At 61.9% G+C, this 13106-nt stretch carries 11 protein-coding genes; 4 read left to right on the top strand and 7 right to left on the bottom strand.

Annotated elements, in window-relative coordinates; genetic code table 11:
• Positions 1–12: 12 nt before the first annotated feature.
• Positions 13–1428: an FAD-binding oxidoreductase gene (locus WBQ96_RS06775; RefSeq protein WP_336548606.1), complete on the bottom strand. Its 1416-nt coding sequence runs from the start codon at positions 1426–1428 to the stop codon at positions 13–15.
• 87 nt (positions 1429–1515) lie between these two features.
• On the opposite strand from WBQ96_RS06775, the gene WBQ96_RS06770 reads away from it, so the two are divergent.
• Both WBQ96_RS06770 and WBQ96_RS06765 read left to right on the top strand, forming a co-directional pair.
• Complete coding sequence (locus WBQ96_RS06770; protein WP_165116055.1) at positions 1516–2001, top strand: thioesterase family protein; 486 nt, start codon at positions 1516–1518, stop codon at positions 1999–2001.
• 217 nt (positions 2002–2218) lie between these two features.
• Positions 2219–2479, top strand: coding sequence for a hypothetical protein (locus WBQ96_RS06765; protein ID WP_246245678.1), 261 nt, complete (start codon positions 2219–2221; stop codon positions 2477–2479).
• A 258-nt stretch (positions 2480–2737) separates the two neighbouring features.
• Here the strand turns inward: WBQ96_RS06765 and WBQ96_RS06760 are convergent, their stop codons facing one another.
• Entirely contained in the window at positions 2738–3613 is an 876-nt protein-coding gene (locus tag WBQ96_RS06760; RefSeq protein ID WP_336548603.1) for a dienelactone hydrolase family protein, read from the bottom strand.
• Positions 3614–3826: 213 nt separating this feature from the next.
• On the opposite strand from WBQ96_RS06760, the gene WBQ96_RS06755 reads away from it, so the two are divergent.
• Positions 3827–4282: a hypothetical protein gene (locus WBQ96_RS06755; RefSeq protein ID WP_336548600.1), complete on the top strand. Its 456-nt coding sequence runs from the start codon at positions 3827–3829 to the stop codon at positions 4280–4282.
• A 23-nt stretch (positions 4283–4305) separates the two neighbouring features.
• Here the strand turns inward: WBQ96_RS06755 and WBQ96_RS06750 are convergent, their stop codons facing one another.
• The 4 genes from WBQ96_RS06750 to WBQ96_RS06735 form a co-directional block, all read right to left on the bottom strand.
• The gene (locus WBQ96_RS06750) at positions 4306–4863 is read right to left on the bottom strand and encodes a glyoxalase superfamily protein (protein WP_336548598.1); all 558 of its coding nucleotides are present in this window, start codon (positions 4861–4863) and stop codon (positions 4306–4308) included.
• 204 nt (positions 4864–5067) lie between these two features.
• Positions 5068–6072 (bottom strand): inorganic phosphate transporter, encoded by a 1005-nt coding sequence (locus WBQ96_RS06745; protein WP_336548596.1) that lies wholly within the window; start codon positions 6070–6072, stop codon positions 5068–5070.
• Between the two features lie 8 nt (positions 6073–6080).
• Positions 6081–6722, bottom strand: a complete 642-nt coding sequence (locus tag WBQ96_RS06740) for a DUF47 domain-containing protein (protein ID WP_336548593.1) — start codon at positions 6720–6722, stop codon at positions 6081–6083.
• Between the two features lie 773 nt (positions 6723–7495).
• Complete coding sequence (locus WBQ96_RS06735; protein ID WP_336548591.1) at positions 7496–9811, bottom strand: glucose/quinate/shikimate family membrane-bound PQQ-dependent dehydrogenase; 2316 nt, start codon at positions 9809–9811, stop codon at positions 7496–7498.
• 276 nt (positions 9812–10087) lie between these two features.
• Here WBQ96_RS06735 and WBQ96_RS06730 point away from each other — a divergent pair, with 276 nt between their 5' ends.
• On the top strand, positions 10088–12616 hold the full coding sequence (locus WBQ96_RS06730; RefSeq protein WP_336548589.1) for an ATP-dependent helicase: 2529 nt from the start codon (positions 10088–10090) through the stop codon (positions 12614–12616).
• Between the two features lie 171 nt (positions 12617–12787).
• On the opposite strand, the gene WBQ96_RS06725 is transcribed toward WBQ96_RS06730, so the two are convergent.
• On the bottom strand, positions 12788–13069 hold the full coding sequence (locus WBQ96_RS06725; protein ID WP_165116065.1) for a hypothetical protein: 282 nt from the start codon (positions 13067–13069) through the stop codon (positions 12788–12790).
• Positions 13070–13106: the final 37 nt, after the last annotated feature.

Below are 13106 nucleotides of genomic sequence, written 5' to 3'. Positions count from 1 at the left end.
TTACACGGCAATTCAATGCGCCGCGGGCAGCACCTTCCCCGGATTGAGGATGTTCTGCGGGTCGAGCGCAGTCTTGATCGTGCGCATGAAGTCCACCGCATCGCCCAGTTCGCGCTCGAGAAAACCCATCTTGCCCTGGCCGATGCCATGCTCGCCGGTACAGGTGCCGTCCATGCCGATTGCCCGCATGTTGAGACGGCCGACGAACTTTTCCGCTCGCTCGATTTCAGCTGGATCGTTCACGTCCATCAGCACCAGAACATGGAAATTGCCGTCGCCGACATGGCCGACGATGGGCGCGATCAGCCCGGATTGCGCGATATCGGCCTCGGTTTCGGCAATGCATTCGGCAAGCCGCGAGATCGGCACGCAGACATCGGTCGAAAGCGCCTTGGCGCCCGGCCGCAAGGTCAGCGAGGCCCAATAGGCGTCGTGCCGCGCCTTCCACAGCTTGGCGCGCTCTTCGGCGACGGCTGTCCATAGGAACGGCCCGCCGCCATATTCGGTGGCGATCTCGCCAAAAGTCTCGGCCTGCTCGGCCACTCCTGCATCGCTGCCGTGGAATTCAACAAACAGGCACGGGGTCTCGGCATAGTCGAGATTGGAATAGTTCTTCAGCGCCCGCATCTGCAGCGCGTTGACCAGTTCGATCCGCGCCACCGGAATGCCCATCTGGATCGTCGCGATCGTTGCCTGGCAGGCCGCTTCGACGCTCGGAAACGGGCATACGCCGCCCGAAATCGCCTGCGGAATGCCTTGCAGCTTCAGGGTCAGTGAGGTGATGATGCCGAGCGTCCCTTCCGAACCGATCAGAAGCCGCGTCAGGTCGTAGCCGGCAGAGCTTTTCTTGGCGCGCTTTGCCGTGGTGATCGCGCGGCCGTCGGCCATCACCGCCGTCAGCGCCAGAACATTTTCGCGCATCGTGCCGTAGCGCACGGCATTGGTGCCGGAAGCGCGCGTCGCCGCCATGCCACCAAGGCTGGCATTGGCGCCGGGATCGATCGGGAAGAACAGGCCGGTGTCGCGCAGATAGGCGTTCAGGTCTTCGCGCGTGATGCCGGGCTCGATGGTGACGTCGAGATCCTCGGCATTGACTGCAAGCACGCGGTTCATCCGCGACGTATCCAGCGAAATGCCGCCGCCCGGCGCATTGACATGACCTTCAAGCGACGTGCCCGTGCCAAAGGCGATGACCGGGACGCGATGCTCGGCGCATGCGCGCACGATTTCCTGCACTTCGGCCGTCGATTCGGGGAAGACGACGCCGTCCGGCGCCTGATTCGGGATGTAGGTGGTGGTGTGCCCATGCTGCTCGCGAAGCGACTGGCCGGTCTGGAACCGCTCGCCGAAACGCTGCTTCAGTATGCCCAGCACCGTCGCGATGCCCGTCTCGTTGCGTTCGACCTTTGCGACGTCGCTAAGAGCCATGAAATCCTCCGCAATTGGACCATGAGCGGCCCTCGTGTAGCATTTAAGAGTGGTACCCGTGCAAACCGCCAAATGAGGACGCTGTCAATGACCATTCCGGCCCCCTTCGTCTCGCGCATCATGGAGGTCGAGAAAGACTGGATCGACTACAACGGCCATCTCAACATGGCCTATTACAATGTCATCTTCGACCGCTGCTCCGACGAAGCCTTTGAAATCATGGGCATGGGGGCGGATTATGTGCGCGACCGGAAGCTGACGATCTATACGGCCGAGGTTCACCTCTGCTACGTCCGCGAGCTCCACCTTGCCGACAAGGTCAAAGTCACCTTCCAGCTCATCGATCATGACGATAAGCGCATCCGCGCCTATCAGGAAATCCACCATGTCGAAGGCTGGCTTGCCGCCACTTCGGAAACGCTGTCGCTGCATATCGACATGTCCGGGCCGAAGGTCTCAGCCTTCCCCGAGGATATCATGGCAAAGGTGGATGCCATGCGTGCCGCCCATGGCGGATTGCCGATGCCGGAGCGCGCCGGACGGTCTATCGGCATCAAACGAAAGGCCGTGTGACCTCTCCCGAAGGCCGAATTGAAACTTACCTCCCCCGGTCGAATGATGGGGGCGTGGTGAGACCCATGCTTATAAAGCGTCGCACGGCGATCGCCAGGCGAGGGTTTTGCGGAAGTCGTTAAAATTTTAATGGTGAATGAAGCATTAACCTTAAGGGTTTTTGCACAGTTTGATCTGTTGCGGCGGGTTGATCCAGCCCGCCACTGGGTGAAAATCGATGCTGGAGCGACTCACGATCGGAATGGTGACGGGCGGCGCCGTTCGGGAGACTGGCATGAAGATAGATGTTGCGCAGATGTCGAGCCGCCTCGCATCCGATAACACGATAAGTGATTATGACTTCTGGCGCGCGCTGAAGACAATAAACAACGAGCTTTACCGTATCGAACGTCTTCATTTACCTATCCCGATGAAGATGATCTACGCTCGCGAGATCCTGAAGACTGCAAGGCGAAAGCGACGACCCGGAAGAGCTTGATTTTTTACTTGGAGCATACACGCAGTAGCGGCCCTGAAAGGGCGCTTGACGCCGATCTTGACGGCTTGCGAACCCACTCTCGCACAAGTCTGAAACGGCTTCCGGAAGCCGGCGTAGATGCTTGAATTTTAACCGCTTTCGTTAACCAGCTTTAACCCGAAAATGCCACGGTGTGCTCAACGCTCACGCCTTCCCGGGCGCGGCCGGAGGCGTGAGAACACTCCGGCCGCGACTGATTCCCCGCAGGACGGGTTGCCGCTAGGACAGCTTCTGCTTGAAGAAGGCGATGGTCCTGCCCCAGGCAAGATCCGCCGCTTCCTTGTTGTAGCGGGCTTCGGACGTGTCGTTGTTGAAGGCGTGCTGGACGCCGTCATAGACATAGACGGTGTATTCCTTGCCGTCCGCCTTGAGCGCCTTTTCATAGGCTTCGATGCCGGCATTGATGCGCTCGTCCTGCCCCGCATATTGAAGCAGCAGCGGCGCCTTTATCTTGGCGACGTCTTCCGCCTTCGGCTGGCGCCCGTAATAGGCGACGCCGGCATCGAGGTCGGGCGCATTGACCGCCAGATCGTTGACCGCGCCACCGCCCCAGCAGAAGCCGACAGCACCGGTCTTGCCGTTGCTCTCTTCATGCTTTTTCAGGAACGCCACCGTCGCCACACCGTCGCTGATGGTCTGTTCGGGCGAAAGCTGTCCGAACATTTCTCGCGCCTTTTCCTCGTCGGTCGGCGTGCCGCCCAGCGGAGACAGGAAATCCGGCGCCAGCGCAACGAAGCCTTCGAGTGCAACGCGGCGTGCGACATCCTGGATATGCGCGTTGAGGCCACGGTTCTCATGGATGACGATGACCGTGCCAAGCTTGCCACTTTGAGCGGCCGGGCGAACGAGATAGCCCCTCATGTCGCCTTTCGAGCCGGGATAGGTGATGTCCTCGGCTTTCAGCCGCTCGTCGTTTTCGGGAATCACGGCGGCCTGCGCTGAGTTGGCGGCAAGCATGGGCGCTATTGCTGCCGCTGCCGCCCCCGAGCCGGCAAGTTTGGTCAGCTTCTCCATGAAGCTGCGCCGATCCAATGTCAGATGCGTGTATTCGTCATAGGCGTCGATCATCGCCTGCGTGATGGCCGGCTTGGTCATGACTCTCTCCCTGCATCGATTGAAGTGATGAAAAGCAAGATAGGCGGCAAGCGAAGCCGGTCCAGTAACGCATCGGTGAAGCGGGCGTGAACGGCGTAATGAGGGCCGACGGTCTGCGTCGCTTCCGTCGATCCGTCGAGGTCACGCCGCAGCTTGCATTAAACAGCATACCATGCAATATTACATAGCTTGCTATGTTAATGGAGAACTATCATGCCTCTTCACCGACTGCATGCCGCCGCAGGCGCCCTCGCCTTCGTCCTGATCGCCAGCTTCTGGCTGTCTACCGCAATCAGCGAACTTTTCGGCACGCCGGCCGCAATCGCTTCCGTCAAGCAGGCGATCGTCTGGGCCATGCTCGTGCTTGTACCGGCGCTCGCCGCAACCGGCACCACCGGCTTTCGCCTCGGCAAGGGCATGAAGCTGCCGATGGTTGCAGCCAAGAAGAAGCGCATGCCCTTCATTGCACTCAACGGCCTGCTGGTGCTCCTGCCCTCGGCGCTGTTCCTCAACGCCGAGGCAGCAGCCGGCGACTTCGGCACCGCCTTCATGACGGTACAGGCAATCGAACTCGCAGCGGGATTGATCAACCTTACCATGATGGGCTTCAACATCCGCGACGGTCTTGCCTTATCGGCAAGACGGCAAACGCTTCCTGCCGTCCAGTAAGCCGTTCGAACGCGCCGCCCAAATCAAGCGGTGCTCTGCGCTTCCATGAAGCGGATGCGGTTGTTGAACGGATCGATCACCTGCATCTCCAGGCCCCACTCCTCGTTCTCCAGCCCCGGCCGCAGATAACGGTAGTTCTTGGCGATCAGTTCCTTGTGAAAGGCTTCGATGCCCTTCGTGTAAACGACCATATTGCCGCCGGGCGTCGCATCACCCGCATGTTCCGAGAGATGCAGCCGCAAACCGGCCCGCGAGACCTGCTCGTAGAGCGGAGAGTTCTCGCCGAAGCGATGTTCCCAATCGACCTTGAAGCCAAGGAAATCGAGATAGAATTCGTGCGCCTTGGCTATGTCGAAGATACGCACGATCGGCACGGCCTGCTCGAAGGCGATGGCGTTTGCCGACGGCTCGCGGCCAGCTTCACCTGCCTCTATCTTTGCTGACAGGATATTCCAGTTGTCGAGGCCGAACTGGCGGGCAACGATCTCCAGCGCCTCGCTGTGGGAAATCGTCAGGCCCTTGGCAGCAAGGGTTTCGCGCATGGCTTTCGCCATCGCCTTTGCATCGTGAAAACTTCGCATGGTCTTCCGATCCTTCCAAAACGGTGAGGAAGCTCATCAGTGCCCGCATTGCTGACGCTCTCACCGTCCGTGGGATCAGGTGACAGATATCTCGGGATGCGTTCGCCATGCTCGTTGCGGAGCGCGGGCTGCCGGCCGCATCCGGCCGACAGGAAAGCTATTCAAGCCCTCGGCGCGCGTCAAGAACCGCTCGGCCCGGCAGGGTTACACAAAAAGCCCAGTGGCCACGTAGCAGAGCGCGGAAATCGCAGCCGTGATCGGGATCGTGATGATCCACGCGACAACGATATTGCCGGCAATGCCCCACCGCACCGCAGACACACGGCGCGCAGCCCCTACGCCGATGATCGCGCCGGTGATGGTATGCGTGGTCGAAACCGGAATGCCGAGCCAAGTCGCGGCGAACAGCGTGATCGCGCCGCCGGTTTCGGCACAGAAGCCCTGCATCGGGTTAAGCCGCGTGATCTTCGACCCCATCGTGTGCACGATGCGCCAGCCGCCGAACAGCGTGCCCAGCGCCAGCACGAGCTGACAGGAAATCACCACCCAGAACGGCACGTAAAAGTCCGGCCCGAGCATGCCCTGCGAATAAAGCAGCACCGCGATGATGCCCATCGTCTTTTGCGCATCGTTGCCGCCATGGCCGAGCGAATAAAGCGAGGCGGAAATGAACTGCATGATGCGGAACGTCTTGTCGACCGCGAACGGCGTGCTGCGAACGAAAATCCAGGACACCGCAAGAATGAGCATCAAGGCCAGGATGAAACCGGTAGCCGGCGAAAGAACGATTGCCGCCGATGTCTTGGCCAGGCCCGACCAGACGATCGCGCCGCCGCCGGCCTTCGCCACCCCTGCCCCGACCAGCCCGCCGACAAGCGCGTGCGAGCTGCTGGACGGGATGCCGAAGGCCCAGGTCAGCAGGTTCCAGGCGATCGCGCCCATCAGGGCCGAGAACACCACGCGCGGATCGACGACATCGGCGCTGATGATGCCGGTTCCCAGCGTCTCAGCGACATGCAGCCCGAAGAACAGGAAGGCGATGAAGTTGAAGAACGCTGCCCACAGCACCGCATATTGCGGGCGCAGCACGCGCGTCGAAACGATGGTCGCGATGGAGTTTGCGGCATCGTGAAGACCGTTGAGGAAGTCAAAAAACAGGGCGACGCCGATCAGACCGACCAGCAGCGGAAACGCGAGTGTGGCGTCCATCGATTTTCCTAGACGTTCTCGATGACGATGCCGCTGATCTCATTGGCGACATCCTCGAAGCGGTCGACCACCTTTTCCAGCTCGGAATAGATCTCGCTGCCGATCATGTAGGCCATCGGGTCGGTGCGGCCGTATCTCTTGAAAAGCTCCTTCAGCCCGCGATCGTGCAGCTCGTCCGACTGTTCCTCGACACGTACCACCTGTTCGGTCAGCTCGTTGAGACGGGCGGCGTTGGCGTTGACGCGGTCGAGCAGCGGAACGGCCTGCGCGATGAGATTTGCCGCTTCCACGCAGAGCGTGCCCATCTGCTGCATCAGCGGATCGAACTCGCGCTGTTCGAACAGCGTCACGGTCTTTACCGTCTTGCGCATCATGTCGATGGCGTCGTCCATGGACTGGATGAGATCCTTGATGTCGCCGCGGTCGAACGGCGTGATGAAGCTCTTCCGCACGGCCAGAAGCACCTCGCCGGTGATGGCGTCGGCGCGGTCTTCCAGCGCGATGATTTCCTTGCCACGCGCCTCGATGTCGTCGCCGGCCAAAAGCCGCTCAAGCGCCTTCGCGCCGAGAACCAGCGTTTCCGAATGCCTTGCGAACAGATCAAAGAAACGATCCTCGCGCGGGAGAAGCTTGCGGAACCATCCCATCATCGCGTGCCGTGCTCCGGTTTTCTTTCCGTGATTGCGCCAGGCCTTAAAATGCCGCGGCGCGGTACAGGCAGGAAACCCTGCCCTTCGAGAAGGCACCCTTATCAGCGGGAAAGCTGTGGCGCTACCCGTTTAGCCGGCTTGAAAATACGCTTTCCACTGCAACTGGACAGGCGCAGCTCCATGAAAGGCGGGATAAGGAGCCCGGCCGGCGCCTATGGCCTCCTCGCAGACTGTTCGCCTGGGAGGTCACGCTGATCATCCAGCATAATGCCGACGACATCGCCAAGCTGCCGGTATTTCCAAGGAGTGCCGCCTGAAGAAATAGATTATCTCGGAAGGGATGAGGGTTGCTGCCGGATGCGAGCAACCCTCGCATCCGCTATCCTAGTCGCCTGATCGCAAGACCTCGTGCCCCGACATCCGGTATTCCCGTGTATGGGAATCCAGAACGGCGTTGAAAACCGCTTCGGGGTTCTTTCTCCAGACCTTGATGGCTCGCTGATCAACGCGCACCCTGTGCCCGTCGATCATGACAAGCCTTGCCGTTTTCGTGCGCCTGACGTCGTCGTAAGAGACTTTCATCGTGCTGTCCCCTGTCTTTGAAGCGCTTGTTATTCCGCGCCTTGATTTCCGCAATTGACCGCGCCGAGTGCGGCTTTTTTGCGTGTAGGAAGGAACAATAGGACAGAAAGCCGACCGCGATTGCGAGGCCTCGGTATAGCTGAGAGCGGGAGAAGCTTTCCTCTCCCGCTCTCTTCAAGCTTTTCTGCGCTCTATTTCGGCAGCGTGTAGGCCATCACGTAATCGCCCGGCTTGGTACCGACCGAACCATGCCCGCCGGCGACGATCACCACGAACTGCCGTCCATCGGCAACCGTGTAGGTCATCGGCGTCGACTGGCCGCCTGCCGGGAGCCGCGTCTCCCAAAGCTGCCGGCCCGTCGTCACATCATAGGCGCGCAGATAGTCGTCGACCGCAGCACCCAGGAAGGCGACGCCGCCGGCAGTGATCATCGGCCCGCCGATGCCCGGCACGCCGACCTTGAAGGGCAGCGGCAGCGGCGTCATGTCGTAGACCGTGCCATTCCTGTGCTTGTAGGCGATCTTGCCGGTTCTGAGATCGGCGCCGGCAACATAACCCCAGGGCGGCGACTGGCAGGGAATGCCGAGCGGCGACAGGAACGGCCCCATCACCACCGCATAGGGCGCGCCCTCGTTGCGGTTCAGGCCCTGCTCGCTGCCCCTGCCGCCATCCGGCGGCGGCACCTGGTCGCGCGGCACCAGCGTCGACTTGAAGGCGAGATAGGTCGGCATGCCGAACATCACCTGCCGCACGGGGTCGACAGCGACACCGCCCCAGTTGAACGTGCCGAAGTTGCCCGGATAGATGAGCGATCCCTGCAGGGAAGGTGGCGTATAACGGCCCTCGTAGCGCAGGTTCTGGAACTCGATGCGGCAGGCAAGCTGGTCGAACATGGTGATGCCCCACATGCTCTTGCCGGTCAGAGGCGGCGGCATGAAGGTCAGCCCCGAGACCGGCTGAGTCGGCGATGTGTGATCACCTTCGATCGCCCCACCCGGAGCCGGAACCTCAGTGACCGGGATGATCGGCTCGCCGGTGCGGCGGTCGAGCACATAGATGTCGCCCTGCTTGGTCGGACCGACCAGTCCCGGCACCACGCCCTTATCGGTGGTTATGTCGACGAGGCTCGGCTGTGCCGGCACGTCCATGTCCCACAAATCGTGATGCACCGTCTGGCGCACCCAGCGCATCTGCCCGGTATTGAGGTCCAGCGCGGTTATCGACGACGAGAACTTTTCGACATTCTCGCTGCGGCCTGCGCCAAGCTGGTCGGGCGTCTGGTTGCCGAGCGGCACATAGACGAGTCCGAGCTTCTCGTCGGCACTGGCCGTCGACCACATGTTGGGTGAGTTGTGCGTGTATTCTTCACCCGGCCCGATCGGCGTCGTGGAATCGGGATTACCGGAATCCCAGTTCCAGACCAGCGCACCGGTGTCGGCATCATAGGCCCGGATGACGCCGGACGGCTCCTCGGTCGAGTAATTGTCGTTGACAGCGCCACCGACGATGATCTTGCCGCCGGCGATCAGGGGCGCCGAGGTCGAATAATAGTAGCCGGATTTCGGGTAAGGCATATTGGTCATCAGGTTCAGCGTGCCGCCTTCGGCAAAACCGGGGCAGACCTGACCATTGGCCGCGTCGAGCGCGATCAGCCGCGCATCGGACGTCGGCAGGTAGACGCGCTGCGCGCAGGGCTGCCCCGCCGTCACCTTGGTATCATTGTAGAAGGACACGCCGCGGCAGGTCTGGTGCTGGCGGTTGTTGTCTTCCGCGATCTTGGGATCGAAGCGCCACTTTTCCTTGCCGGTCGCCGCGTCGATGGCGATCGCCCAATTGTGCGGCGTGCAGATGTAAAGCGTGTCGCCAATCTTCAGCGGCGTCACCTGATAGGTCGTCTCCGGCACGTCCGCCGATGTGCGCACGTCGCCGGTCTGGAAGGTCCATGCCGGTGTGAGCTTCGCGACATTCTCAGGCGTTATCTGGTCAAGCGGCGAATAGCGCTGGCCATATTGCGTGCGGCCATAGAAATGCCATTCGCCCGCCGGCACGTCGCCGCCGCCGAGATCCGGTGTAGCGGCAACCTTGTCGGTGGGCAGCTCGCCGGCGATGTCCAGCGGATCGATCGTCATCGACGCGCCCGCCGCAATCAGCGCCGCAAGAACACCGGCTGCCAGTGGAATCACGCCGCCCGAAGCGCTCAGGCGCCGCCGCACCCAAGGCGTCAGCAGCCACAGCGCCAAGAGCACGACAACACCACCGCGCGGGCCGAGCTGCCACCAGTCGAGCCCGACCTCCCAGATCGCCCAGGCCAGCGTTCCGATCAGAACCAGCGCGAAAACCCAGAGTGCTGCGCCTGAGCGCCTGAACAGCAGCCATGCAGTCAGCAGGAAGCCGAGGCCTACAATGACGTAGTAGAAACTGCCGCCGATCGCCGCGAGCCATATGCCGCCGCCAGCGAGGAAAAGTCCGAGAATGAGAAAGACGAGCGCCGTGAGAACCGTTGCCAAGATCGTTGCCCCTGTGATTTCGGGGACCGTTCGAGGCGAACTGAGCCTCGACAGCCGAGCGTTGAGTCGTCAGGCGCCAAGTTTTCCGCCGAACCGCAAACACTGTCAAATGACGGATATGGGAGCATCGCAGATCGCAAGGACTTCCGGTCCACAACCGCCGCAAGCTGCCGAAACACACGCCTTACGCGCCGAATGCAGGGGATAAGGGCTGTTCGCGCTTTGTTTTAGCGCTTCTTCTGGCCTTTCTGGTCCGAATCACTACATTCGGTGCAAATGTCAGACTTTCCAGACGACATGCCCTTCTTCGACGAGGCCCCCTCGCCTCGCGCCACCCCTGCGCGCGCGCCGGCGCAAGGCGGCGGCATTGCCGCGCGCGCCATGGCGGCCCGCCAGGGTTCGGCCCCGGATTACCTGAAGGGCCTCAACGAAGAGCAGCGGCTGGCGGTGGAAACCATCGACGGCCCGGTGCTTGTGCTGGCCGGCGCCGGCACCGGCAAGACGCGCGTGCTGACCACCCGCATCGCCCACATTCTCAGCCTCGGCCGCGCCTTCCCCTCGCAGATTCTCGCCGTGACCTTCACCAACAAGGCCGCGCGCGAAATGAAGCAGCGCGTCGGCCTGCTGGTCGGCGAAGCCGTCGAAGGCATGCCGTGGCTCGGCACCTTCCACTCCATCGGCGTAAAAATGCTGCGCCGCCATGCCGAGCTTGCCGGCCTGCGCTCCGACTTCACCATTTTGGACACCGACGACGTCATCCGCCTGATCAAGCAGCTCATCCAGGCCGAGGGGCTGGACGACAAGCGCTGGCCGGCGCGCCAGTTCGCCATGATGATCGACGGCTGGAAGAACAAGGGCCTCGGCCCCTCCGAAATTCCCGAAGGCGACGCCCGCGCCTTTGCCAACGGCAAGGGCCGCCAGCTCTATCAGGCCTATCAGGACCGGCTGAAGACGCTGAACGCCTGCGACTTCGGCGACCTGCTCTGCCATCCGATCCGCATTTTTCGCGGCAACCCGGATGTGCTGAAGGAATACCACAAGCGCTTCAAATACATCCTCGTCGACGAGTATCAGGACACCAACACCGCCCAATATATGTGGCTGCGGCTGCTGGCACAGGAAACCGGCGCGCCCGGCCAGAAGAATGTCTGCTGCGTCGGCGACGACGACCAGTCGATCTATGGCTGGCGCGGCGCCGAGGTCGACAACATCCTGCGCTTCGACAAGGATTTTCCCGGCGCCGTAGTGATACGGCTGGAGCGCAACTACCGCTCGACCGCCCATATCCTCGGTGCTGCCTCCCATCTCATCGCCCACAATGAGGGACGGCTGGGCAAGACGCTGTTCACCGAAAAGGTCGAGGATGACGACTCCAGGGTCAATGTCCACGCCGCCTGGGATTCGGAAGAAGAAGCCCGCGCCGTTGGCGAAGAGATCGAGACAGCCCAGCGCAAAGGCCACAAACTCAACGACATGGCGATCCTCGTGCGCGCCTCCTTCCAAATGCGCGAATTCGAAGACCGCTTCGTCACGCTTGGCCTGAACTACCGCGTCATCGGCGGCCCGCGCTTTTATGAGCGCCAGGAAATCCGCGACGCCATGGCCTATTTCCGCGTCGTTGCCCAGCCCGCCGACGACCTCGCCTTCGAGCGCATCGTCAACGTGCCCAAGCGCGGGCTTGGCGAAGCGGCCGTAAGGCAGGTCCACGACACGGCGCGCGCGCTGCGCATCCCGATGCTGGAAGCCGCTGGCAATCTTGCCGAAAGCGACGAGCTGAAGCCCAAGCCGCGCGCCGCCCTGCGCGAGGTCGCGGCCAATTTCGAGCGCTGGCAGAAGGCGCTCGACAACACGCCCCACACCGAGCTTGCCGAGACGATCCTCGAAGAATCCGGCTACACCGACATGTGGAAGAACGACCGCTCGGCCGAAGCGCCGGGCCGGCTCGAAAACCTCAAGGAGCTCATCCGCTCCATGGAGGAATACGAGTCGCTGCGCTCCTTCCTCGAACATGTCGCACTGGTCATGGACAGCGAGAAGAACGAAGACCTCGACGCCGTCAACATCATGACGCTGCATTCGGCCAAGGGGCTGGAATTCGAAACTGTTTTTCTCCCCGGTTGGGAGGAAGGCCTTTTCCCGCACCAGCGCTCGCTCGACGAAGGCGGCCGCTCCGGGCTCGAGGAAGAGCGCCGGCTTGCCTATGTCGGCGTCACCCGCGCCAAGAAGAACCTGCACATCTGGTTCGTTTCCAACCGGCGCATCCACGGCCTGTGGCAATCGACCATCCCGTCGCGCTTTCTCGATGAACTGCCCGAGGCCCATGTCGAAGTGGCCGAGGCCGGCAACAGCTATGGCGGCTATGGCGGCGGCTCCTTCGCCGGCGGCCGTGGCGGGCGGCAGAACCCCTATGGCGCATCGCGCTTCGACAATGTCGGCCAGGACTCCGGCTCGTTCTCCAACACCTATGCGACGCCGGGCTGGCAGCGCGCGCAGGCGAACCGCAACGAGGCAACCGACCGCAACTGGGGCTCGCGCAGCGGCCACGCGGTAGAACGCATCGGCTATGGCGAGACCGATTCAGGCTATGGCGCCGGCCGCGGCTCGGTCAAAAGCCGCACGATAGAAGGCGAACTCGTCGCCAAATCCGTCTCCGACACCCCCTCGCCCTTCAAGGTCGGCGACCGCGTGTTCCACCAGAAATTCGGCAACGGCAATGTCTCGGTCGTCGATGGCAACAAGCTGACGATCGATTTCGACAAGGCCGGGCAGAAGCGGGTGCTGGACGGGTTTGTGACGGGGATTTGAGGAGCGCCATTCCTTCTCCCCTTGTGGGAGAAGGTGGATTGGCGCGCAGCGCCAAGACGGATGAGGGGTGCTGGAAGAAACTCCAGCGTCTGCATCCCGTCCAACACCCCTCATCCGACCTCCCCTTCGGGTCGGCCACCTTCTCCCACAAGGGGAGAAGGAAAAGGTGCACTACCCCCGCATCGCCCTCAGCTTCTCCGCCGCTTCGGCGGCGAGGTCGACGTAGCGCTCCTCCAGCGTTTCGGCGGCTTTGATGATATCGAAATCGTAGCCGTATTTTTCGAGGATCTTGGTCAGTTTCTCGACGAACTGGGCCTGCTCCTCCAGCGCATGGAACAGTGAACCGACCTGTTCGGCGCTGATTTCGGGGTCGGAGAGCATTTTCGGCACTTCCTTGCCCATACGGGCGCCCGCCTCGGTCTGCTCTTTCAGGATCTCAAGCCAGTCAGTCAAATCATCTCTCCGTTCGCGCGCACCATGCCCGCCCGCT

Origin of the sequence: Mesorhizobium sp. CCNWLY176, assembly GCF_037153935.1 — a bacterium.
In the GTDB taxonomy this organism is placed as follows: Bacteria; Pseudomonadota; Alphaproteobacteria; order Rhizobiales; family Rhizobiaceae; genus Mesorhizobium_M; species Mesorhizobium_M zhangyense.
Note: the sequence above shows the minus strand (reverse complement) of the source record. Positions and strands in the feature narration are given on the sequence as shown.

Coding starts and splice junctions, on each gene's coding strand:
- WBQ96_RS06740 (WP_336548593.1), bottom strand. CDS start 6,722: ATGATGGGATGGTTCCGCAAGCTTCTCCCGCGCGAGGATCGTTTCTTT.
- WBQ96_RS06755 (WP_336548600.1), top strand. CDS start 3,827: ATGCCTCTTCACCGACTGCATGCCGCCGCAGGCGCCCTCGCCTTCGTC.
- WBQ96_RS06765 (WP_246245678.1), top strand. CDS start 2,219: ATGCTGGAGCGACTCACGATCGGAATGGTGACGGGCGGCGCCGTTCGG.
- WBQ96_RS06770 (WP_165116055.1), top strand. CDS start 1,516: ATGACCATTCCGGCCCCCTTCGTCTCGCGCATCATGGAGGTCGAGAAA.
- WBQ96_RS06730 (WP_336548589.1), top strand. CDS start 10,088: ATGTCAGACTTTCCAGACGACATGCCCTTCTTCGACGAGGCCCCCTCG.
- WBQ96_RS06745 (WP_336548596.1), bottom strand. CDS start 6,072: ATGGACGCCACACTCGCGTTTCCGCTGCTGGTCGGTCTGATCGGCGTC.
- WBQ96_RS06760 (WP_336548603.1), bottom strand. CDS start 3,613: ATGACCAAGCCGGCCATCACGCAGGCGATGATCGACGCCTATGACGAA.
- WBQ96_RS06775 (WP_336548606.1), bottom strand. CDS start 1,428: ATGGCTCTTAGCGACGTCGCAAAGGTCGAACGCAACGAGACGGGCATC.
- WBQ96_RS06750 (WP_336548598.1), bottom strand. CDS start 4,863: ATGCGAAGTTTTCACGATGCAAAGGCGATGGCGAAAGCCATGCGCGAA.